We start from the raw sequence: 21,341 nt of genomic DNA, 5'->3' as shown, positions 1-21,341 counted from the left end.
CCGACAGTAGCGGTAGATTCTGAATGCCATCAAGCGGTAAGGCATTGAATTCTCTGTCATCGAGTTGTGTTCGAGCTGCTCAGGTTCCAGACTGGGGCGATTCGCCAGGAGGGAGCAGGGCATGGGTGGTACCGATCCGGATCGCGGAAAGACGGTCTCGACCGTTCTCGGACGTCGGCTCGGCGGGGAGCTGTTGCGGATGCGCGAGGCTCTTGGCCTGCGTCAGTCGCATGCGGCCAATGCACTGACGGCGTCCGTCGCCAAGGTCGCCAAGATGGAACGTGGCCTTGTCCCGATGCGGGATCCGGACATCCGGGCGCTCTGTCACCTGTACGAGGAGAATGACGCGGCGGTCATAGACCGGCTTCTGGGATTGGCCAAGGCTGACCGGGACCGGCGCAAGGCCAAGGGCTGGTGGAACCAGTACCCCGAGTTGCGCGCTCTCGTGGAATACGTGGCCCTTGAGGACATCGCTACCGGAGTTCGCACCTGGCAGGGGTCGTTCGTGCCAGGTCTACTGCAAACTCCGGACTACGCAAGGTCCTTGGCGGTCGGCAATGCCGACTGGGACAACCCTGACGAGGTGGAGAGGTTTGTCGAGGCGAAGATGGCGCGCCAGGGCCGACTGACGGACAGCGGCCCGCTGGGTGTGTGGGCGGTGGTAGGCGAGGCATCATTGCGACAACTGGTCGGTGGGCGCGACATCATGCGTTCGCAACTTGCCCGCCTGACCCAGGTCGCGGCCCTCCCGAACGTGACCCTCCAAGTCGTTCCATTCAGCGCGGGCTCGCATCCCGGGATGACCAGCGCATTCAGCATCGTTTCGTTTGCCGAACCTGGCGCGATGGACGTGGTCTACATGGACACCACGTCGTCTACGCTGTGGCTGGAGAGCGAGGCTGATGCCGCGCGCCACAACCTTAAGTTCGACCGGATCGTCAGGAATGGACTCGCTCCGCAGGACTCCGTCGCTCTGATTGAGCGCATCCGCAAGGAGCAGTAGACCGTGCCGCACTTCGAGTTCGCCAAGTCCAGCTACAGCAGCGGCGATGGCGAGTGCATAGAGGTCGCCCTCAACGTCCCCAACGCCGTCGCTGTCCGCGACTCCAAGAACCCCACGGGCCCGCTGCTCCAGCTCACCCCCGCCGCCTGGTCCGCCTTCACCTCAGCTCGCGTGCGGCACGAGCCAGATGCCGGACGGCCCCTGCCACCGCGCCCACGGTGATTGAGCTTCACGCGCTCCGTTGGCGTCCACGCTGAAGCACGGCGGTGTGCAGTTCACGAACGCCGCTGGTGCGCGGATGCCGTTCCGCCAACTCGTGGACGATGCCGCGGATGGCGGGCCGGTCCTGGACCTCTCCAGGGCTGGCTCGGTACGCGGACAGCAGCGCCTGGGCGGTCTGCTCGGGTCGCTGCCACGCCCACCAGGCTCGCGCCATGTCCGTGCCCAGCCGGGCTTTGCGTTCGGAGGTCGTGAACTGCTCGGGGCGCAGATCCTTGCCGGCTTCCAGAGCGGCGCCCGCGTCTCCGAGTGCCCAGTGCACACCGACCGCATAGAGACTGACGGCGGCCGGGCTGATGGGGAACAAGCGGCCCGCAGGGGCGGTCCGCGGCAGTCGGCGGGCAGAGAGACGGGCCTCCTCGGCCATCGCCAGGGCCTCGGTACGGTGTCCGCCCCGAGCGGCGGTGTAGGCCAGGGTGCAGAGCATCTGCGCGTACGCGGACGCCGACGCGTCGGTCCGTAGGCCCGTCGCCTCCACGCCGGAGGCCGCGGCGGACATGAGGCGCTGTGCCTCCTCGTTGCGGTCCTGGTGGCGCAGCACGATCGCCAGTTCCCTGGCGGCGGCGGCCGATGCGAGCGGGGAGCCGGACACTTCGGCCCAGGTGCGCGCGCGGTCAGCGGTGAGCCGTGCCTGATCGTAGGAGCCGAGCTTGCTCAGCACTGCGGCGGCCAGGCTGTAGACGGAGGAGAGCCGGGCCTGATCGAGTTCGCGGCGGGAGACGGCGGCTGCGTGGCCGTCCGCGATGAGGCCGGGCAGGGTGGCGAGCAGACGTCCGTGCGTGCCTCTGTCGTACAGCTCGCGCGCGGTGGCCAGCCGCGCGTCCAGTGGTCCGGCGCCGGTCGGTGCGGGAGTTTCGGCCAGGGCCTGATCCAGTCCCAGCAACAGGGCCGCCGGTCCGGCGGCTGCCGTGGCGGTGAGCAGCGTACGGCGGCGCATCGGGTCCTCCTCGACGTGCGGACTGGCCGTCACTCTAGTGGCCGCCGGTGCTGTCGGGGCGGGTGGCGCCAGGGAACTCACCAGGATGTGTCGCGGAACGCCGACTTCGAGTGCGGCGCGGTGCACCAGGGCCAGGTCTACGACTCTGGTGCGGCGCTCCAGCCGGGAGACCGTGGCCGGTGAACAGCCGAGCCGGTCACCGAGGGCCGCGAGGGTCCAGGCGCGGTGCTCGCGGCCGAGGCGGATCAGCGCACCGGGGCGCCGTTGCGCGGCAAACTCGTGCGCTCTCGCGCTGTTCCAGAGCGGGTCAACGGGCACAGGTCCCTCCCACGCCGCACGACCGGGGGCTTTCACGGTACGCATGCCTGGTAGAGCCGTCGAGGCCGCTTGCACGACGCGCAAAGTCCTTGCGTGGCAAGCCAGTTGATCACCACGGGCCCGTTCGTCGCGGTGTGCTGGGTGCAGCGCCCCGAACTGCGGGGGCACCGTCCATCGGAGGCATCGGTCCGTTCCGTGCGGGACGTCGTGCCGGCCGACCTGTGGGACAGCCGACAAGGAGAGTGCAGAGTGAGCGACACCATTTCCCGGCCCACACCCGAACGGGTGGCGGACCGGGCCCGAGAGATCATGTCGGCGATTCAGGCCGACCCCGAGTTCGACGCCTTCACCGCCGCTGCGCTGAAGTACGACGAGGCATGGACCTGCTTCACGGGCTTCCCGGTCATCAGTAACTGGGACCTCGACATCGACAAGCGCCCGCTGCTCACCGAGGGACTTCGGGCCCTCGCCCTCAAAGCCGCTGTCTACGAACTCGGCGGGCAGGACGAGGACATGACGGAAATCCCCGTCGCTGTTCCCGTGGACGAGATGATGCACGCGATGATTGCGCAACCGCAGCTTCTCGCGAGGATCGCGGAGCGGGTCGGAGTCTCGGTCATCCACCAGACCGACAAGGAACACCACGAGTACTCCGCTGGTGACTACACCCACACCGCGTACGTCCACGCATGGGGAACGCCGCCCAAGCGCTACTGGGTGGAGCACGGCGAGGCGGAACGACGCCTGGCCATCCTGGAGAGCACGTACGAGGCGGCCGGATTCCGCCGTTCCGGTAAGGCGCACTCGATCGACTTCAGCGCGGCCTAACCGAGGGCACGGCGCAGCGTCTCGACCACATCCGCTTCCGGGAACACTCGCGGAATCTCGGACGAGGCTTGCTCGATGATCCGTTCAAGCAAGACCGGCGCTGCGCCGTGCAACACGTTCCGGAGATACGGGACCAGGTCGGGCAGGGTGGGGGGCAAGTCCAATTCGGCGGTGAGCGCTTCGTTCTCGCTCTTGTACCGGCCGACCGGTAACCCCACCTTGTCCGGGTGCACACACACCGGGACACGTTCGGCCGTGTACCGGTGCCCGTCCGCAGGATCGAAAGGACATTCCTTGGAGGGGCGTTCGAATACGTCGAACTCACCCAGCGGAAAACGTCGTGACGGGCAGATGCCGCACGCCGCATGGTGTCCGTCGCCGGTGACCAATGCCGAATCCACGATCTGACCCTAGTGCCGAAGCCGACGTGGACCACGACGTTCCCACGCTCAACATCACCCCGCCGCCAGCACCGCCGCCACCACCGGGCCCGCCGCGTCGCCGCCGTGGCCGCCGGCCTCCACGACCGCCGCCGCGGCGATGTCGTTGTGGTAGCCCGTGAACCAACTGTTCGACGTTTCCTGGCCGTCGACCTCCGCCGAGCCCGTCTTCGCGCCCTTGTCGCCGCCGAGCCCGGCCATCGCCTTCGCGCCCGTACCGCTCGTCGCCGTCAGCCGCATCATGGAGCGCAACTGCTGCGCCACACCGGACGGCAGGGAGCGCGCCGCCGTGGCGATCTCCCGGTCGTCCAGGGAGGGGGCGACGATGACCGGCTGCTTGAACGTGCCGTTCTTCGCGGTGGCCGTGACGGACGCCATGTTGAGGACGTTCATCTGGACCGTGCCCTGGCCGATGTACTGGGCCGCCGCCTCGCCGCCCGACGACGACGGGATGGAGCCGTCGAAGGACGCCACGCCGGTCTTCCAGTTGTCGAGGCCGATCCCGAAGACCTCGGCGGCCTCCTTGGGCAGCGCGCCGTCGTCGCCCACGTCGTCGATCAGCTTGATGAAGGCGGTGTTGCAGGAGCGGGCGAAGCTCTGCGAGAAGGGCTGGCCGTCGATGGAGAAGTCGTCCAGGTTCTTGAAGGTGCGGCCCATGTAGATCGCGTTCTTCGGGCACTCGGCGGTTCTGTCCGCGCCGATCAGGTCCTTCTCCAGCAGCATCGCGGCCGTGACGATCTTCATGGTGGAGCCGGGGGCCTGCTTGCCGAGCATCGCCGCGTTGAAGCCGTCCTTGCGGTTGTTCGCGACGGCCAGGATCTCGCCCGTGCTGGGCTTGACGGCCGCGACCGACGCCTCGCTGTACTTCTTCACCGAGGTCTCGGCGGCGGCCTGGACGGCCGCGTCGAGCGTCGTTTTCAGCGTGCCCTCCTTGCCCTTGGAGAGGGTCAGGAGCGATTCGTCGGCGGAGCCGGTGGTGGCGTCCGGATCGGCGTCGCTCTTCAGCATCAGCTCTACGCCGGCCGAGCCGCCCGCCTCCTTCCCGTACCGCTCGCGGAGCTGGTCGAGGAGGGACCCGAGCGACGGGTACTTCTCCTTCGTCAGCTCGACGCCGTTGCGGTCGACCGCCTTGATGGGCGGTACGGACGCCTCCGCCGTTTCGAGGCGGGTCGTCTTCGTCAGCTTCGGGTGGATCACGGACGGCGCCCAGGAGACCAGCGGCCGGCCCGTCGACAGGCCGCGCACCACGGTCAGTTCCGAGGTGTACGTCCACGGCTTGCTCGCGCCGTCCAGCTCGACCTTCGCCTTGACGGTGAACGGCACCTTCGCGCCGACCGCCGGGCCCGGAGTGATCACCGCGTCGGTGACATGGGCCTCGGTGCGGTACGCGCCGATGACGGGCGTCGCGCCGGTCGGGTCGTTGGTGAGCTGGGCGACGGCCGCCGCGTCACCGCCCTCCGCCCACTTGGTCAGGAAGTCCTTGGACGCCTGGTCGATCTCGGCGGCGCTCAGCGGTCCGGTCTTGACCTCACTGGTCGCGGACTTCGTCTGCGCGTCCGTGCCCCCGCCGGACATCCCGTTGTAGACGTTGTACGCGCCGTAGCCCACTCCACCGGCGAACACGAGAAACACTCCGCCTATGACGGCGGTCTTCGCTCCACTGCGCATGAGTGGCGGTCACCCCTCCCCAGGAGCCCCCTCGAACATCTGAACACGTTCAAGGAAGTCATCGACTCGGAACTCTACGGGACGGTTGAGTCACGGGAGGCGGGCGTTACCGGACTGCTACAGAGGCCCGGACGCCCGTCAGAACGGATGCGGGCCGCCGCCGCGCGGCAGCGCCGTCTCCGTCCAGATGACCTTGCCGTGCGCCGTGTACCGCGTCCCCCACCGGTCGGCGAACTGGGCGACCAGGAACAGCCCCCGCCCGCCCTCGTCGGTGGCCGCGGCGGCGCGCAGATGCGGGGAGGTGGAGCTGGTGTCGGAGACCTCGCAGATCAGCGTACGGTCGCGCAGCAGCCGTACCCCGATGGGCCCCGAGGCGTACCGGATGGCGTTGGTGATCAGCTCGCTCAGCACCAGCTCGGTGGTGAACGCCGCCTCCTCCAGGCCCCATGCGGTGAGCCGGCGGCTGACCTCGGCGCGTACCGCGGCCACCGCCGCCGGGTCGTGCGGCACGGTCCACTCGGCGATCCGGTCCGTGTCGAGCCGGCGGGCGCGGGCGACGAGTACGGCGATGTCGTCGCTCGGCCGGTCGGGGACCAGCGCGTCGAGCACCGCCCGGCAGGTGGCCTCCGGGTCGTGCCCGGGGCGCCCGGAGAGCGCCGTCCGCAGGTGTTCGAACCCCACGTCGATGTCCCACGCCCGGTCCTCGATCAGCCCGTCCGTGTAGAGCACCAGCCGGCTGCCCTCCTCCAGCGTGAACTCGGTCGTCTCGTACGGCTGCCCGCCGATCCCGAGCGGCAGCCCGGCCGGCAGGTCCAGGAACTCGGCGGTGCCGTCCGGGTGGACGAGGGCGGGCGGCGGGTGCCCGGCGCGGGCCACCGTGCAGAGCCCGGAGGCCGGGTCGTAGACCGCGTACACGCAGGTGGCGCCGGTGACGGCGGTCCTGCCCCCGGACGGGCGGGCCGCCGCGTCGTCCTCGCCCCGCCCGTCCGCGCCCTCCTCCTCTTCGTCGATCCGGCTGACCAGCTCGTCCAGGTGCCCGAGCAGCTCCTCGGGCGGCAGGTCGAGCGCCGAGAAGTTGGCGACGGCCGTCCGCAGCCGCCCCATCGTGGCGGCGGCGTGCAGCCCGTGCCCGACCACGTCGCCCACCACCAGCGCCACCCGCGCGCCCGGCAGGGCCAGTACGTCGAACCAGTCGCCGCCCACGCCCGACTCGGCCGGCAGATAGCGGTAGGCGAGGTCGAGGGCGCTCTGCTCCGGGAGGCGGTTGGGCAGCAGGCTGTGCTGGAGCACGACGGCCATGGTGTGCTCGTGCGTGTAGCGGCGCGCGTTGTCGATACAGACGGCCGCGCGGCCGGCCAGCTCACCGGCCAGGGAGATGTCGTCCTGCTCGAAGGGCTCGGGGCGCTGCGCGCGCCAGAAGTTGACCATCCCCAGCATGACGCCCCTGGCCAGCAGCGGAACGGTGATGAAGGAGTGGAACCCGTACGCCATCAGGAGCTCGCCGCGCTCGTGGTCGTGCCGTCGCCAGGTGTCCGAGGAGCGCAGGTCGGTGGTGAGTACGGGCTCCCCTTCGGCCAGGCTCGCGCTCTGCGGGGTGGACGGCATCAGGCTGAACTCCACGCCGACCCGGTAGAGCGGCGACTCCTCCGCGATCCCGTGGACGGCGATCCGGCGCAGCCCCGAGCCGGTCGCGGTCGCCGGGCCCGGCTCCTCGCCGCGCAGGACGGGTTCGGCAAGGTCGACGGTGACGAAGTCCGCGAAGCGGGGCACGGCCACCCGGGCGAGCTCCTCGGCCGTACGCGTCACGTCCAGGGTGGTGCCGATCTGCGTACTCGCCTCGTAGAGGAGGGTGAGCCGGCCGCGGGCCCGCTCGGCCCGTCCGGAGAGCGCGCGCAGCTCGGTGGAGTCGCGCAGCGTGGTCACCCAGCCGGGCGGCCCGCCGGCCCGGTCGGTGGGGCGGCGGTTGACGACGAGCTGCCGCTCCCCGGAGTTGACCACCTCGTCGTCGGCGACCTGCTCGGAGGTGAGCAGCCGCGCCGTCTCCGGGGCGAGCCCCAGCTCCGAGACGTACCGGCCCTCCGGGTTCGGGGGGAGGCCGAGGAGGAGGGCGGCCTCGTCGTTGACGAGCAGCAGCCGGCCGTCGCCGCCGACGATCAGCACGCCCTCCCGTACCGCGTGCAGGACCGCGTCGTGGTGCTCGTACATCCGGGTCATCTCGGTCGGGCCGAGACCGTGGGTCTGCCGGCGCAGCCGGCGGTTCATGAACGCCGTCCCGGCGGTGGCCAGCAGGAGGCCGCCGGCCGCCGCGCCGAGGAGCACCGGAAGCTGCTCCTCCACGGCGGTGCTGACCTTGGCGATGGTGATCCCGGCCGAGACGAGGCCGACGACCTTGTGGCCGGGGCCGAAGACCGGCACCACCGCGTACACGGCGGGGCCCAGGGTGCCCGTGTTCCTCGCGGTGAAGGGGTGACCGGCCTGCGCGGGCTTGAGGTTCCCGACGAAGTGCTGGCCGATCCGGGCGGGGTTGGGGTGGGTGTACCGGATGCCCTGCGGGTTCGTGACCACGACGAAGTCGACGCCGGAGATCTTGCGCGCGGCCTCCGCGCGCGGCTGGAGGATCGCGGTCGGGTCGGGGGAGCGCAGCGCGGCCACCATGCCCGGGGAGTTCGCGAAGGCCCCGGCGACGGCGAGGGAACGGTTCGTCGCCTCCTGCTGGCTGTCCCGGTGGGCCTGGAGGACGACGGCGGTCGCGGCGGCGGCCACCAGCAGCAGCACGATCACGGCCTGGAAGAGGAAGACCTGCCCCGCGACACTGCTGTTCCCGATCCGCAGCCAGGATCCGCCGCGCGACCGGGACCCGGCCCGCCACCAGGACCGGGGACCGGCTGAGGGCCGGGGCTCGCCTGGACGTCGGGCCAATCGGGCCATAGGGACAGATTTACACCAGGATCCGGGGCGGGGCGACCGCTGTCCGACCGCCGGATCCGTCCCCGCGGCCCCGCTGTCCGACCGTCGGATCCGTCCCCGCGGCCCCGCCGGACGGGGCCGGACGGGCGGCCTACACCCAGGTGTCGAACCACATCCGGTTGCGCCACGACTCCAGTGGGATCGCCGTCCCCGTGTACAGCGGCCAGAAGTAGATGAAGTTCCAGACGATCAGCAGGACCAGCACCCCCGCGCCGACCGCGCCGATCGTCCTGCGTCGTTCGTCCGAACCTTGTGGGCCGAGGATCGCGCCGATCATCATCGCCACCGCCAGACAGAGGTAGGGGACGAAGACGACCGCGTAGAAGAGGAAGATCGTCCGCTCCTGGTAGAGGAGCCAGGGGCCCCAGCCCACCGCCACCGCGCAGGCGATCGCGCCCGCGCGCCAGTCGCGGCGGAAGAACCACCGCCACAGGACGTAGAGCAGCGCGAACGCGCCCGCCCACCACAGCATCGGCGTACCGATCGCCAGCACCTCGCGGGCGCACTTGCCGGCGGTCGACGCCGGGCAGCCGTCCTGGCCGGCGGCCGGGTCCTCGTAGAAGTACGAGACCGGGCGGCCCAGGACGATCCAGCTCCACGGGTTGGACTGGTAGGTGTGGCCGGACGTCAGGTTGATGTGGAACTGGTACACCTCGTACTCGTAGTGCCACAGGCTGCGCACCCAGTCGGGCAGCCAGGTGAAGTTGCCGCCCTGGCCCGCCGTCGTGGCCCAGTTCCGGAAGTAGCCCTTGTCCGTGACGATCCAGCCGGTCCAGGAGGCGATGTACGTGGCGATCGCGACCGGCACCGTCGAGAAGAACGCCGGGACGATGTCCCGCTTCAGCACCGCCCGGTACGGCCGTACCGCACCCGCCGTACGCCGCGCGCCCACGTCCCACAGGACCGCCATGACCGCGAAGGCGGCCAGGATGTAGAGCCCGTTCCACTTCGTCGCGAAGGCCAGGCCCAGCATCAGGCCGGCCGTCAGCCGCCAGGGCCGCCACCCCAGGCGCAGCCCCTCCGCGACCGAGGCGTCCGGGCGCAGGACGCCCTCCTCCTCGTCCACCGGGAGCGCCGCCGCCAGCCGGGCTCTGGACCGGTCGCGGTCGATCAGAAGGGCGCCGAACGCGGCCAGCACGAAGAACATCAGCACCAGGTCGAGCAGGGCGGTGCGGCTCATCACGAAGTGCAGGCCGTCCACCGCGAGCAGCGCGCCCGCCAGGCACCCCAGGAAGGTGGAGCGGAAGAGCCGCCGCCCGATCCGGCAGAGCATCAGCACGGAGAGCGTGCCGAGCACCGCCACCATGAAGCGCCAGCCGAACGGGGTGAAGCCGAACATCTGCTCACCGAGGCCGATGACCCACTTGCCGACCGGCGGATGCACCACATAGCCGGGGTCGGTGGGCACCGGGACGGAGGACGGGTCCTTGAGGATCGACGTGTCGACGTCCTTGGGCCAGCTCCCCTCGTACCCCTGGTTGATCAGGGCCCAGGCGTCCTTGGCGTAGTACGTCTCGTCGAATATCACCGCCTTGGGGTTGCCCAGGTTCCAGAACCGCAGCACACCCGCGACCAGCGCCACGAGGGCCGGGCCGCCCCACGCCGACCAGCGGACCAGCCGCGCGGTGAGCGGGGCCGGTACCCCGAGCACGGCCCACAGCCGGTCCGAGGGCCGGGTGTACGGCGGCACCAGGCGTTCGCGCAGGCCCGTCACCGGCCGCGGGGCATGGCCGAATCGGCGCAGCCGCTGAGGCCATGAGGGCTGCTTCTCGTCGGCGTCGTGCCCCTGGAGGGCTTCTGGCGCAGTACTGGTCACCGCGCCATCGTAGGGAACGCCGCTGTGCGAGGCGCGCGTCCCGTCCTGCGAGGATGGCGGATGTGACTGGAACGCCTGGAACACCGCCCCCGACAGCCCCCGTGACGCACCCCTCGGCGGGTGGCTCGAAAACCGCCCCGGCATCCCCCGGAACGCTGGTCCTCGCGGGCACGCCCATCGGCGATGTCGCGGACGCGCCGCCCCGGCTCGCCGCCGAGCTGGAGACCGCCGAGGTGATCGCCGCCGAGGACACCCGGCGGCTGCGCCGGCTCACCCAGGCGCTCGGGGTGCACACCCGGGGGCGGGTCGTGTCGTACTTCGAGGGGAACGAGTCCGCCAGGACGCCCGAGCTGGTGGAGGCGCTGACGGGCGGGGCGCGGGTGCTGCTGGTCACGGACGCGGGCATGCCGTCCGTCTCCGACCCCGGGTACCGGCTGGTGGCGGCGGCCGTCGAGCACGGCATCCGGGTCACGGCCGTACCGGGGCCCTCGGCCGTGCTGACCGCGCTGGCGCTCTCCGGGCTGCCCGTGGACCGTTTCTGCTTCGAGGGGTTCCTGCCGCGCAAGGCGGGCGAACGGCTGGGCAAGCTCCGCGAGGCGGCCGGCGAGCGGCGCACGCTCGTCTACTTCGAGGCCCCGCACCGGCTGGACGACACGCTCGCCGCGATGGCCGAGGTCTTCGGCGCCGACCGCAGGGCCGCCGTCTGCCGCGAGCTGACCAAGACGTACGAGGAGATCAAGCGCGGCCCGCTGGGCGAGCTGGCGGCGTGGGCGGCCGAGGGCGTACGGGGCGAGATCACCGTCGTCGTGGCGGGCGCCCCGGACCCGGTGCCCGGCGATCTCGACCCCGCCGAGCTGGTGCGGCGGGTACGGGTGAGGGAGGAGGCGGGGGAGCGGCGCAAGGAGGCGATCGCCGCCGTCGCCGTCGAGGCGGGGCTGCCCAAGCGCGAGGTGTTCGATGCTGTCGTCGCATCAAAAAACGCGGCGCGCACGGCCCCCTCGGAAGGTAAAGGACTATCGTGAAATGTAAAGCGCAGACCGCGTGCCGGGTCATTGGGACATGAGAAGGCCAAGACCCATCCAATAATCGACAGGCGCTGATGCGCTCCCGCCTTCGAAGGCGTCCACTGGGTCAGTGGAGAGGAGCTGGCATGAGTGAGATCACGGGCACCGCTGTAGTTCACGAGGCATATGCCTTTTGTTGCATGCGTTGTGGACACGGCTGGGAGCAGGCGTACGACATAGAGCATCATGTCGACGGCTCGGGCCAGAACGTCGTCGTGTACAAGGCGGAGGGGGTGCGGGTTCCCTCCCCGCTCTCCAGCCCGACCTGTCAGAACTGCGGCGGCCATGTCGTACGCATCATGAGGTCCGGACAGGTCTCGTCGGTCCGGGCGCTGATGACGGAACAGCACCACCCGGCGAAGACGGCCAAGGCGGCCAAGGCCACCAAGACGGCCAAGGCGTCGAAGGCCGCCGGGACCGCCGAGGACGAGGGGGGCGCGGGCACGGAGGCGCAGCCGGGCGAGGAGATACCCGCCCAGGCGCCGGGCGGGGAGATACCCGCGGGATCCGCCGGGAAGACCGCCGAGGGGCACCACCACTGGCACCTCTCCGACCTCCTGCACCCGTTCCAGCACCACCACCGCCCGTGAGCGCGCGGGACCGGCCCCCGGGAGATCCTTCCGGACCCCGGCGGACCGGTCCCCCGTAGGATCGCGCCCATGAGTTCGAAGCAAGCCCCGCCGCCGCTGCCCGAGCCCCTTCGGGTGGCGGTCGCGGACGCGCACACCCACCTGGACATGCAGGAAGGCGCCGTCGCTGAGGCCCTGGAGAAGGCCGCCTCGGTCGGTGTGACGACGGTGGTCCAGGTGGGGTGCGACCTCAAGGGGTCCCGCTGGGCCGCCGAGACGGCCGCGGCGTACGACGCCGTCCACGCGGCGGTCGCGCTGCACCCCAACGAGGCGCCGCGCATCGTGCACGGCGACCCCGACGGCTGGTCGCGCCAGGGCGCCCGCGCGGGCGGCGGCGACGCGGCGCTGGACGACGCCCTGACCGAGATCGACGCGCTGGCCGCGCTGGAGCGGGTACGGGCCGTCGGCGAGACCGGGCTGGACTACTTCCGTACGGAGCCCGAGGGCAGGGCGGCGCAGGAGCGCTCGTTCCGCGCCCACATCGAGATCGCCAAGCGCCACGGGAAGGCGCTGGTGATCCACGACCGCGAGGCGCACGCCGACGTGCTCCGTATCCTCGCGGAGGAGGGCGCTCCGGAACGCACCATTTTCCATTGTTATTCCGGCGACGCCGAAATGGCCGGGATTTGTGCCGCGGCCGGTTATTACCTGTCCTTCGCAGGAAATGTCACCTTCAAAAACGCTCAATTGTTGCGTGACGCGCTCACCGTAGCGCCGCTCGACCTTCTGCTGGTCGAGACCGACGCACCCTTTCTCACCCCGGCCCCCTTTCGCGGGCGGCCGAATGCGCCCTACCTCATTCCTGTCACCCTGCGGGCCATGGCCGAGGTGCGGGGGATCGGCGAGGACGCGATGGCGGAGGCGATCGCGCGGAACACGGCCCGGGCGTTCGATTACTGAGCCGCTGCCGAACCGCTGCTGGGCCACTGCTGGGCCGTCACGTCATCGCATGTCCGTGCGAGTGGGTACGCTGGGTAGTCGAGCCGCTTTGGAGAGTGACCGAAGCTCCGCTAGGGTCCGGGGGCATCCCGCACCGGATCCCGTGGAGCGTCGTGAGCAATGCACAGGGCAGTCACCGTGCGACACGCGGCGGGCGCCGACGCCGGAGCCCCGACGCCCCCGCGGCCCCCGAGACCCTGCGCCGGCTGCTCCCGCAGGCCCTCGTCGTCGCCTTCCTGGCGGGCGGCACCTCCGCCTTCGTCGTCCACGACAAGGGCGTACGGCTGAGCGTCGACGGTGAACCGCGCACCCTGCACACCTTCGCCGGTGACGTCGGGGAACTCCTCGCCCACGAGGGCGTCGCCGTCGGCGCGCACGACATCGTCGCCCCCGCGCCCGGCGCCCCGCTCGACCACGGAGACGAGGTCGTCGTCCGTTACGGCCGCCCCGTCCTGCTCACCCTCGACGGGCAGCGCCGCCGCGTCTGGACCACGGCGCGCACCGTCGACGGCGCGCTGCGCCAGCTCGGGGTGCGGGCCGAGGGCGCGTACCTCTCCGTGTCGCGCTCCGCCGCCATCGCCCGCCACGGCCTGGCGCTGGACGTACGCACCGAGCGCACCCTGACCTTCCTGGCCGACGGCCGCGAGCACCCGCTCCGTACCAACGCGGCCACCGTCACCGAGGCGCTCGCCGAGGCCGGGATCACCCTGCGCGGCCAGGACGCCACCTCCGTACCGGGCGACAGCTTCCCGCGCGACGGCCAGGTCGTCACGGTCCTGCGTGTCACGGCGGGCGAGGAGACCCGGGAGGAGGCCGTCCCGTACGACACGGTGCGTACCGCCGATCCCGCGCTGCCGCGTGGCACGGAGGTGGTCGAGCGGGCCGGGCGCGCGGGCGCCCGCCGGGTCACGTACGCCCTGCGCACCGTCAACGGCGTACGGCACAAGCCCCGCAGGATCCGTACGGAGACGGTGCGGGCGCCGGTCACCCAGCGGGTCAGGGTCGGCACGAAGGTGCTGCCGACGTCCGTCGCCGGCGCGGACGGGCTCAACTGGAGCGGGCTCGCCGCCTGCGAGTCGGGCGGCCGGCCGGACGCCGTCGACGCGTCGGGGAACTACGGCGGGCTGTACCAGTTCGACACCGGGACCTGGCAGGCCCTCGGCGGCAGCGGACGGCCCCAGGACGCCCCGGCCGGTGAGCAGACGTACCGGGCGAAGAAGCTCTACGTACAGCGGGGGGCGAGCCCGTGGCCGCACTGCGGCCGTAGGCTGACCGGGTGAGCACCACTGAGCCCGACGTACCGGACGCCGCCTCCGACGTCCCCGCCGACGTCCCTTCCGACGCCCCCTCCGCCCCTCCCGCCGCGTCCGACGCGCTGCTGGGGCCCGCCGACGTCCGCGAACTGGCGGCGGCGCTGGGCGTACGCCCGACCAAGCAGCGCGGGCAGAACTTCGTCATCGACGCCAACACCGTCCGCCGGATCGTCCGCACCGCCGAGGTGCGCCCCGACGACGTGGTCGTGGAGATCGGCCCCGGGCTCGGCTCGCTGACCCTGGCGCTGCTGGAGGCGGCGGACCGGGTGACGGCGGTGGAGATCGACGACATCCTCGCGGGCGCCCTGCCCGCGACGATCGCCGCCCGGATGCCGGAGCGCGCCGACCGGTTCGCGCTGGTGCACTCGGACGCGATGCGGGTACGGGAGCTGCCGGGCCCGGCGCCGACCGCGCTGGTCGCGAACCTGCCGTACAACGTCGCCGTCCCCGTGCTGCTGCACATGCTGGAGCACTTCCCGACCATCGAACGCACCCTGATCATGGTCCAGGCCGAGGTCGCCGACCGGCTGGCCGCGGCGCCGGGCAACAAGGTGTACGGGGTGCCGTCGGTCAAGGCCAACTGGTACGCGGACGTGAAGCGCGCGGGCGCGATCGGCCGGACCGTCTTCTGGCCCGCGCCCAACGTCGACTCCGGACTGGTCTCGCTCGTACGCCGGACGGAACCGGTGAAGACGACGGCGTCCAGGGCCGAGGTCTTCGCGGTCGTCGACGCGGCCTTCGCGCAGCGCCGCAAGACCCTGCGCGCGGCGCTCGCCGGCTGGGCGGGCTCGGCCCCGGCGGCGGAGGCGGCGCTGGTCGCGGCGGGCGTGTCGCCGCAGGCGCGCGGGGAGTCGCTGACGGTGGAGGAGTTCGCGCGGATCGCGGAATCGAAGGGAGCGGGCGCGTGACCCCTTCTGAGCGGACGCGGGTACGCGTACGGGTCCCGGCCAAGGTCAACGTCCAGCTCGCGGTGGGCGCCGCGCGCCCCGACGGCTTCCACGACCTGGCCAATGTCTTCCTCGCCGTCGGCCTGTACGACGAGATCACGGTGACGCCCGCCGACACACTCCGGATCACCTGTGAGGGCCCGGACGCCGGCCAGGTTCCCCTGGACGCCACCAACCTCGCGGCGCGCGCCGCGCTCGCGCTGGCGCAGCGGCACGGCATCGACCCGCACGTCCATATCCACATCGCCAAGGACATCCCCGTCGCGGGCGGCATGGCGGGCGGCAGCGCGGACGGCGCTGGCGCCCTGCTGGCCTGTGACGCACTCTGGTCGCTGAACTCCTCACGGGACGAACTCCTCGCGATCTGCGCGGAGTTGGGCAGCGACGTACCGTTCAGCCTGATCGGCGGCGCGGCGCTGGGCACCGGGCGGGGCGAACAGCTCACCCCCCTCGACACGGACGGCGCCTTCCCCTGGGTGTTCGCGGTCGCGGACGGCGGGCTCTCCACACCGACGGTCTTCCGGGAGTTCGACCGCCTCACCGCCCATGCCCCCGTACCGCCCCCGGCGGCCGACCCGGCGCTGCTCGACGCGCTGCGCACCGGCGACGCCACCGCGCTGGCGGCCACCCTGTCCAACGACCTCCAGCCCGCGGCGCTCTCCCTGCGCCCGTCCCTGGCGGACACCCTGACGGCGGGCAGGGCCGCGGGCGCGCTGGCGGCCCTGGTCTCGGGCTCGGGCCCGACGACGGCGTTCCTCGCCAAGTCCCCGGAGGCGGCGGACGAGGTGGCCGAAGCCCTGCTGGCCTCGGGGACCTGCCGCACGGCCCGGGTCGCGACCTCCCCGGCCGAGGGCGCGACCGTGGTGGAACACACGGGCCAGGGCCGTAACTGACGAGGTGTTACGGCCACCCGTAGGCAGTTGTCCGCTAATGGCTCAAGATCCATTGCGGTCGGCTGGCAGAGCCACGCGGGGTGCCGGAGTCTGACGGCGGTGGCCGCGGCGTCAGGCGGCCACCGGCCCCCTGACGACAAGGAGTTCCATGCGTGTTCTCTGCGCGCGCCTGCTGCCCGCCCTCGCCCTCGCCGGAATCGTGGCCGTGGCGGGCCTGGTCGCCCTAGGCCCCGGACTGTCCCCCGTCGCCGCCTCCACCCCGGCCCCCGCTGTCGCCCCCGCCGCCTTCGCCTCCGTCGCCACCCCCCAGCCGCAGCACGGCGCAGGGCCCGCCGCCCTCGCGGTGGCTCCCACCCCGCCGATGCCCGCCCCCGAGCCGCCGTCCCCCGGGAAGCCCTCACCCCCCGCCGTCCCCTCGGCCAAGCCGGTGCCCGAGGCTCCGGGGACCGACCCGTGCGGGGCGATCAACGGCATCCCGGCGAGCGAGTCCTGCAAGGGTGTGGGCAAGAACCAGGCCGCCAACGACAAGTGCCAGTCGGAGAGTTTCCACGACTGCAACAAGCCGATGACGGGCAAGGCGCAGGGCGCCTGGCAAGAGAGCCAGAGCGCCCACACCCAGGCACAGCAGGACTTCCACGCCGTCCCCCGTGACCAGTCCCCCGCGGCCGGCGCGGCGGAGCTCTGCCACTCCTCCTCCGGCATGCGGGAGCGGCTGACCGACGCGGATGTGATCGTCCCCCCGTCCACCTGGTGGTCCTGCTGACCGGACCGCCCCGGCCCTCCCCGGCCGGTGCGTCCGCTGACCGACACGCCCGGCCCCACGCTCCGGACGCGGGGCCGTCCTGCTCCAGACCAAGGAGGCATCCGTGCTACGACGCCGTGCCCGATGCTGCATGACCGCCCTGGTCGGCGGTTCGCTCGTCCTCATCGCCCCGCCCGCCCCGGCCGCCGCCGCCGAGCCGGTCCCCACCCCCGTCGAGAACGCCGATCACGCGGAGCCCCTGGTGGCCACCGGGACCGCGACGAAGCCCCCGGACCGGTGGACGGCGGCGGCGACCCAACTCCTCTCCGCCACCACCGCGGGCCACCCGGACACGCTCCAGGCGACCGCCCTCAACCGTGACGTGAGCCCGAAACAGGGCACCCTGATCACCCGGCTGTGGCGGGTGCAGAAGGGCGCGAAGGTGACCGTGTCCTGGGACGACAGCCCCAGCTCCCTGACCGAGTGCAAGCCGGACGAGGTCGCGAACGGGCAGGTCTACGACGTGACACCGGAGGGGACGGCGAGCGACCAGCCCGGATCCTTCACCACCAAGAGCACCGAACCGGGGAAACCGAACTGGCGGCACGGCCCGGAACGCCGCTCCTACTCCTTCACCGCGGGCGAGAACAATCCGAAGATCACCTTCGCCGCGAAACCCGCGGAGAAGGCGTCCAAGTGCGGCCCGCTGCTCACCCGGTTCACCGCCACGCAGGAACCCGCGCCCGTGCCGTACGACGACAAGAAGGCGCGGCTGCCGATGCCCCAGGCGTACAAGGCACACGAGAAGGTCCTCCCCAAGGACGCCGTGTCGGCCTGCAACTCCGCGGGCGCCTGCCGTTTCGAGAAGGACGACCGCTACTCCTTCCAGTACTACGACCGGCCGCGCATGGTGGGCCAGGCGTACATCAACTGCACCCGGAACCCGATCACCGATCAGCGCCCGCTGAAGTGGAAGGAGTTCCCCTACGACAACCTCACCCAGTACTTCGTGCAGGAGGAGAAGAAACCGCTCAATCCGCGTGACCCGATCAACCTGAGTCTCAAAGAGATCGCCGCACAGATCGAGACCGGCTTCACCGGCTCGGACGGCAACCCGCTCGGCATGGCCACGACCAACCCCCTCCTGTGGAGCCGCGATGAGGACCGGACGCTCTCCGTCACCGTCCAGCCCGGCGAGGTGAGCTGGATCGAGGTGCAGGCCGCCCGGGAGCGTGTCGTCGGCACCCTGGTGCACGACAGGAACGTCACGCGCCTCGACACCACCGTGGACGTGCCGTCGGGATCGTTCGGCGACCGCTTCTACCAGCGCACCGGCCCGATGAGCAAGGTCGAACTGACCCGCTGCGCCGACGCCCGGGACAACGCGCGGACCCCGGACAACACCATCGGCTCCCCGACCCTGCGCTCCGGGGGTTCGGCGGCGCCCGGACTGCTGCCGGTGACCATGAGCCCCGCGGACCTCGCGAGACGGCTCCCGTAACCCCGTACGTACGACAAAGGGAAGGGTGACCGGACATCGAGTCCGGTCACCCTTCCCTTTCCGTGCCAGGCGGATCAGGAGGATCAGGCGGTCCGCCGCCACGTCCCGTTCCGCTCCAGCACGTACTGCCCGGTCAGGACCCGCTTCCCGGGGCGCGGGACCGCCCGCCGGCCGCTCGGCTCGTCGTCGGGCTGACGGGCCTCGGCGCCCTTGGGCCGCAGCGTCTGGCACTTGTCGGGGTTGGTGAAGGTCTGCGCCACGATGGTGGAGGAGTTCACCGTCGAAGGCCCGTCCACGGTCACGTTCTTGACCAGCTTGCCCGTGCCGTTCACGACGAGTTCACCGACCGTACGGGTCATGGCGTTCAGCGCGCCGAACTGCAACTCGTCATTGGCCTTGATGGTGAACGTCACCTGGGTCGTCTCGGTGTTGGTCATGGACCAGGTGTGGTTCCAGGTGCCCTTGAACGCCGCGGTGAAGGCGCCCCGCAGCGCGAGATGGATGTTGCTCTTGGACGCGACGGTCGTGCTGCCCATCTCCGTCATCTGCTCGGTGGTCGTCGAGGTGTGCTCCACCGTGGCACTGGAGGTGGCCGTCCCCTCCACCGTGGTCTCCTGGTTGGGGCCCTTGTCCTTGGGCGCGGTGTGATTGGTGGTGCTGAGCTTGGCGCTGCCCGTCTGGGTCGCGCTGCCCTTGTCGCTCTCCTGCTGCGTCTGCTGCGCCGTCACCTGGCCCGTGCCCGACCCGCTGACCTCGTTGTCGGTCGCGGCCGTCCCCTCGATGGTGCCGCTGCCGGAGATCTCCCCGCCGATGTTGTCCGTACTGCTCGACTGGAGCGCCACCGTACGGGAGACGGTCATCGGCTCGTTGGTGCAGTTGATGGCGCCGTTGGCCACGGAGTGCACGGCGCTGGTGAATTCCCGCGAGCGCGCCGGATCGATCCGGAACGAGCACGCGTACCGCTGCGTCTGGCCGCACAGCTCCGTCACCTCGGACACGGTCGGCAGCGCCTTGTCCCGGTCGAACGCCTGGGCCTTGGGCATCTTCTCCTTCTCCGCACCGGAGGCGGCGGGCACGCTCACGGTCAGGGTGAGGGCGGACAGCGCGGGAAGGACCACGGCGGTACGGCGGACCAGCCGTCCCCGGGCACCGGATGATCGTGCGGGATGGACCATGGAGTTCTCTCCTTGTCATCGCCCGAGCCCGGGGCGTGGACCGTCGGGATGACATGTCACACCGGTTCCGGGCCGACTGCACCACGGGCGGCGTGCCCGGGGCCGATGCCGTCATCGTCGGTGGCCCGGGCGGGTGTTGCGACCGGTGATCACTTAACTCTCCGCCAATCGGGCCGTGCTGTAGGGCATTTGGGTGGTAGGGCGTCCACGCACGGCCCTAACGCCCCGGGTGCCGGACGGGCTCGTGCCACGGTGTCCGGGCGGCGGTGCGATCACGCCACCGTCTTCCCTGAACACAAGGAGTTCGGCCATGGCCGACAAGACCAAGACACGCCTGAGGCTCCGGAACGGCACGGGCCATGTCGTCGGCGCGAGGGGCAGTCTCATCGCCACCCTGACGAAGGTGCCCGACGGCGACCCGATCGACGGCGAGGAGATCCACTTCTACACCGGAGACGGTAACCAGGAGCTGGGTACGGCGATGACGAACGACCGCGGTGAGGCGGAGTTCGAGAGCGGCAACACCTTCGGCTCGCCCCTCACCTGGGGCTCGGCGCTCGGCTCCGGCATCGCGGCCGACTACCAGGGCAGCAAGGAGTACCTGTCCCACCCCAAGGTGAAGGCGGCGCTGAGCCCGTCCATGTGACCGGCGACACACCACGGGGCGGCAGCAGGCGCCCGCCGACCAGGCCCACCCCCGGTGGCAGCCGGTCCGGCGCGCCGCTGCCGCCCCGGCCCCTGTCCGGCCGTCCCGGACCGACCGATCCACTGGGAACGTCTGTTCGGAGTGAGGGTCGGAGCTGCTTCTGCTCGGCACCGGGCGGGAGGGGACAGGGGGTGGTGACGATCAGTCTCGGGCTGGATCTCCGAGTTGGCGGTGCGGGCCATGGATCCGGTCCGGTGCATGGCCCACTCCTCGCTTTCTCCCCGCTCATGCGGGGCAGGGGATCGTCACATCCCGGACGCGGACCACCGGAGTGTCTGCTGACCTATCGGCCGACGGCGCGGTAGACGAGACCCGAGGCGTTCGGGGTCGTACCGTTGTAGAGACCCGTCGGGCTGACCTGGGTGGACAGGGTGAACCAGGAGTAGCGCTCCACGTAGGACTGGCTCTCCAGCATCGCGGTCGACGACCGTACGAAGTCGGCTTGCTGCTGCGAGCTGGGATAGCGCGGTGCGCTGCCGGAGAAGTCGATCAGGGCGTACTCGGTCAGCCAGATCGGCTTGTGATAGCGGTCGTACACGGCCTGGAGATATCCGCGCAGTTGCTCGGCCGCGGCCGAGCTGAAGTCGCCTCCGTACCAGTGCAGCGGGATGAAGTCGACGCGGTAGCCGCGCGCCGCGGCGCCGGACATGAACCGGTCCAGCCAGCCGCCCGGTGTGTTTCCGCCGAACGCGACGGCGGGTGCGCCGAGGCGCATGCCGGTCGACTGCAGCCGCGGCCACAGGTTGAGCGCCTGCTCGACGGACATGTTGGCCTGTCCCGCCATGTCGGGCTCGTTGAAGCCGAGGAGCTGGGTGCCCTGTGCCTTGGCCTGGGAGAGCTGGGCGTCGGTGACCGAGCCGGCGCCCCAGATCATCGGGACGAATTCGGTGCCGGCGGGCTTGGTGACACCGGCTGTGCTCGACGCCCAGTTGTAGTACCAGGCCGCGCCGACATCGGCGAGGGCCTGCGAGGTGCCGGTCACGGTGTTCACGCTCACGCCCTTGCGTGACGACGCGGCGACCTCTGCGTTGGCCGCGGGGCTGAAGAAGGCTGTGACCAACAGGGCCAGCAGGGACGCGAGGACGAGGAACGGACGGCGCGCGGACGACGCGCGTCGGCGCGACGACGGGGGTGGGAGTGGGGACACGGACAGGGGTTCAGTCATCGTGCGTGCTC

19 protein-coding genes are annotated in these 21,341 nt (G+C 71.3%); 12 read left to right on the top strand and 7 right to left on the bottom strand.

The features are described from left to right. The first annotated feature begins 121 nt into the window (after positions 1–121). Both ACIO3P_RS20110 and ACIO3P_RS20105 read left to right on the top strand, forming a co-directional pair. The gene (locus tag ACIO3P_RS20110; RefSeq protein WP_401852738.1) at positions 122–1,003 is read left to right on the top strand and encodes a helix-turn-helix domain-containing protein; all 882 of its coding nucleotides are present in this window, start codon (positions 122–124) and stop codon (positions 1,001–1,003) included. Between the two features lie 3 nt (positions 1,004–1,006). Next, positions 1,007–1,225, top strand: a complete 219-nt coding sequence (locus tag ACIO3P_RS20105) for a DUF397 domain-containing protein (protein ID WP_401852737.1) — start codon at positions 1,007–1,009, stop codon at positions 1,223–1,225. A gap of 7 nt (positions 1,226–1,232) precedes the next feature. Here the strand turns inward: ACIO3P_RS20105 and ACIO3P_RS20100 are convergent, their stop codons facing one another. Then, positions 1,233–2,537 carry a helix-turn-helix domain-containing protein gene (locus ACIO3P_RS20100; protein ID WP_401852734.1) on the bottom strand — a complete coding sequence of 435 codons (1,305 nt, stop codon included), beginning with the start codon at positions 2,535–2,537 and terminating at the stop codon, positions 1,233–1,235. A 249-nt stretch (positions 2,538–2,786) separates the two neighbouring features. On the opposite strand from ACIO3P_RS20100, the gene ACIO3P_RS20095 reads away from it, so the two are divergent. After that, positions 2,787–3,365 carry a hypothetical protein gene (locus ACIO3P_RS20095; protein ID WP_401852732.1) on the top strand — a complete coding sequence of 193 codons (579 nt, stop codon included), beginning with the start codon at positions 2,787–2,789 and terminating at the stop codon, positions 3,363–3,365. Here the strand turns inward: ACIO3P_RS20095 and ACIO3P_RS20090 are convergent. The 4 genes from ACIO3P_RS20090 to ACIO3P_RS20075 all read right to left on the bottom strand — a co-directional run bounded on the left by ACIO3P_RS20090 (position 3,362) and on the right by ACIO3P_RS20075 (position 10,256). Further along, positions 3,362–3,766, bottom strand: coding sequence for a hypothetical protein (locus ACIO3P_RS20090; protein ID WP_401795516.1), 405 nt, complete (start codon positions 3,764–3,766; stop codon positions 3,362–3,364). The two genes, ACIO3P_RS20095 and ACIO3P_RS20090, sit on opposite strands and share 4 nt — an antisense overlap. A 54-nt stretch (positions 3,767–3,820) precedes the next feature. Beyond that, the gene (locus tag ACIO3P_RS20085; protein WP_401852730.1) at positions 3,821–5,473 is read right to left on the bottom strand and encodes a penicillin-binding transpeptidase domain-containing protein; all 1,653 of its coding nucleotides are present in this window, start codon (positions 5,471–5,473) and stop codon (positions 3,821–3,823) included. A 138-nt stretch (positions 5,474–5,611) separates the two neighbouring features. Further along, positions 5,612–8,401, bottom strand: a complete 2,790-nt coding sequence (locus ACIO3P_RS20080) for a SpoIIE family protein phosphatase (protein ID WP_329823370.1) — start codon at positions 8,399–8,401, stop codon at positions 5,612–5,614. Between the two features lie 130 nt (positions 8,402–8,531). Next, a complete protein-coding gene (locus ACIO3P_RS20075) occupies positions 8,532–10,256 on the bottom strand; it encodes a phospholipid carrier-dependent glycosyltransferase (RefSeq protein WP_329823372.1) in 1,725 nt (574 codons plus the stop codon). 101 nt (positions 10,257–10,357) lie between these two features. Here ACIO3P_RS20075 and rsmI point away from each other — a divergent pair, with 101 nt between their 5' ends. The 8 genes from rsmI (at position 10,358) to ACIO3P_RS20035 (ending at position 18,284) form a co-directional block, all read left to right on the top strand. After that, positions 10,358–11,278, top strand: coding sequence for a 16S rRNA (cytidine(1402)-2'-O)-methyltransferase (rsmI, locus tag ACIO3P_RS20070; protein ID WP_401852729.1), 921 nt, complete (start codon positions 10,358–10,360; stop codon positions 11,276–11,278). Between the two features lie 128 nt (positions 11,279–11,406). Then, positions 11,407–11,910 carry a hypothetical protein gene (locus ACIO3P_RS20065; RefSeq protein ID WP_329823375.1) on the top strand — a complete coding sequence of 168 codons (504 nt, stop codon included), beginning with the start codon at positions 11,407–11,409 and terminating at the stop codon, positions 11,908–11,910. A gap of 69 nt (positions 11,911–11,979) precedes the next feature. Then, a complete protein-coding gene (locus ACIO3P_RS20060; protein WP_401852726.1) occupies positions 11,980–12,849 on the top strand; it encodes a TatD family hydrolase in 870 nt (289 codons plus the stop codon). Positions 12,850–12,974: 125 nt separating this feature from the next. Then, the gene (locus ACIO3P_RS20055; protein WP_329823548.1) at positions 12,975–14,168 is read left to right on the top strand and encodes a ubiquitin-like domain-containing protein; all 1,194 of its coding nucleotides are present in this window, start codon (positions 12,975–12,977) and stop codon (positions 14,166–14,168) included. A 95-nt stretch (positions 14,169–14,263) separates the two neighbouring features. Continuing rightward, positions 14,264–15,109, top strand: a complete 846-nt coding sequence (rsmA, locus tag ACIO3P_RS20050; RefSeq protein WP_401853243.1) for a 16S rRNA (adenine(1518)-N(6)/adenine(1519)-N(6))-dimethyltransferase RsmA — start codon at positions 14,264–14,266, stop codon at positions 15,107–15,109. Beyond that, positions 15,106–16,041, top strand: coding sequence for a 4-(cytidine 5'-diphospho)-2-C-methyl-D-erythritol kinase (locus tag ACIO3P_RS20045; protein ID WP_401852724.1), 936 nt, complete (start codon positions 15,106–15,108; stop codon positions 16,039–16,041). The genes rsmA and ACIO3P_RS20045 overlap by 4 nt, the downstream gene beginning before the upstream one ends. A 148-nt stretch (positions 16,042–16,189) precedes the next feature. Beyond that, a complete protein-coding gene (locus ACIO3P_RS20040; RefSeq protein ID WP_401852722.1) occupies positions 16,190–16,804 on the top strand; it encodes a hypothetical protein in 615 nt (204 codons plus the stop codon). Between the two features lie 103 nt (positions 16,805–16,907). Further along, positions 16,908–18,284 (top strand): hypothetical protein, encoded by a 1,377-nt coding sequence (locus ACIO3P_RS20035; protein WP_401852719.1) that lies wholly within the window; start codon positions 16,908–16,910, stop codon positions 18,282–18,284. Positions 18,285–18,367: 83 nt separating this feature from the next. Here ACIO3P_RS20035 and ACIO3P_RS20030 read toward each other — a convergent pair whose 3' ends face one another. After that, positions 18,368–19,459 carry a hypothetical protein gene (locus tag ACIO3P_RS20030; RefSeq protein WP_329823382.1) on the bottom strand — a complete coding sequence of 364 codons (1,092 nt, stop codon included), beginning with the start codon at positions 19,457–19,459 and terminating at the stop codon, positions 18,368–18,370. A gap of 310 nt (positions 19,460–19,769) precedes the next feature. Here ACIO3P_RS20030 and ACIO3P_RS20025 point away from each other — a divergent pair, with 310 nt between their 5' ends. After that, positions 19,770–20,105, top strand: a complete 336-nt coding sequence (locus ACIO3P_RS20025) for a hypothetical protein (RefSeq protein ID WP_329823383.1) — start codon at positions 19,770–19,772, stop codon at positions 20,103–20,105. A gap of 343 nt (positions 20,106–20,448) precedes the next feature. Here ACIO3P_RS20025 and ACIO3P_RS20020 read toward each other — a convergent pair whose 3' ends face one another. Then, positions 20,449–21,330, bottom strand: coding sequence for a glycoside hydrolase family protein (locus ACIO3P_RS20020; protein WP_329823384.1), 882 nt, complete (start codon positions 21,328–21,330; stop codon positions 20,449–20,451). Positions 21,331–21,341: the final 11 nt, after the last annotated feature.

It is taken from the genome of Streptomyces sp. NPDC087310 (assembly GCF_044744405.1).
Lineage (GTDB): Bacteria > Actinomycetota > Actinomycetes > Streptomycetales > Streptomycetaceae > Streptomyces.
Note: the sequence above shows the minus strand (reverse complement) of the source record. Positions and strands in the feature narration are given on the sequence as shown.

Excerpts from the sequence above, each read along its gene's own strand:
- ACIO3P_RS20030 (WP_329823382.1), bottom strand. The coding sequence starts at position 19,459 with ATGGTCCATCCCGCACGATCATCCGGTGCCCGGGGACGGCTGGTCCGC.
- ACIO3P_RS20110 (WP_401852738.1), top strand. The coding sequence starts at position 122 with ATGGGTGGTACCGATCCGGATCGCGGAAAGACGGTCTCGACCGTTCTC.
- ACIO3P_RS20040 (WP_401852722.1), top strand. The coding sequence starts at position 16,190 with ATGCGTGTTCTCTGCGCGCGCCTGCTGCCCGCCCTCGCCCTCGCCGGA.
- ACIO3P_RS20020 (WP_329823384.1), bottom strand. The coding sequence starts at position 21,330 with ATGACTGAACCCCTGTCCGTGTCCCCACTCCCACCCCCGTCGTCGCGC.
- ACIO3P_RS20060 (WP_401852726.1), top strand. The coding sequence starts at position 11,980 with ATGAGTTCGAAGCAAGCCCCGCCGCCGCTGCCCGAGCCCCTTCGGGTG.
- ACIO3P_RS20025 (WP_329823383.1), top strand. The coding sequence starts at position 19,770 with ATGGCCGACAAGACCAAGACACGCCTGAGGCTCCGGAACGGCACGGGC.
- ACIO3P_RS20085 (WP_401852730.1), bottom strand. The coding sequence starts at position 5,473 with ATGCGCAGTGGAGCGAAGACCGCCGTCATAGGCGGAGTGTTTCTCGTG.
- ACIO3P_RS20065 (WP_329823375.1), top strand. The coding sequence starts at position 11,407 with ATGAGTGAGATCACGGGCACCGCTGTAGTTCACGAGGCATATGCCTTT.
- ACIO3P_RS20080 (WP_329823370.1), bottom strand. The coding sequence starts at position 8,401 with ATGGCCCGATTGGCCCGACGTCCAGGCGAGCCCCGGCCCTCAGCCGGT.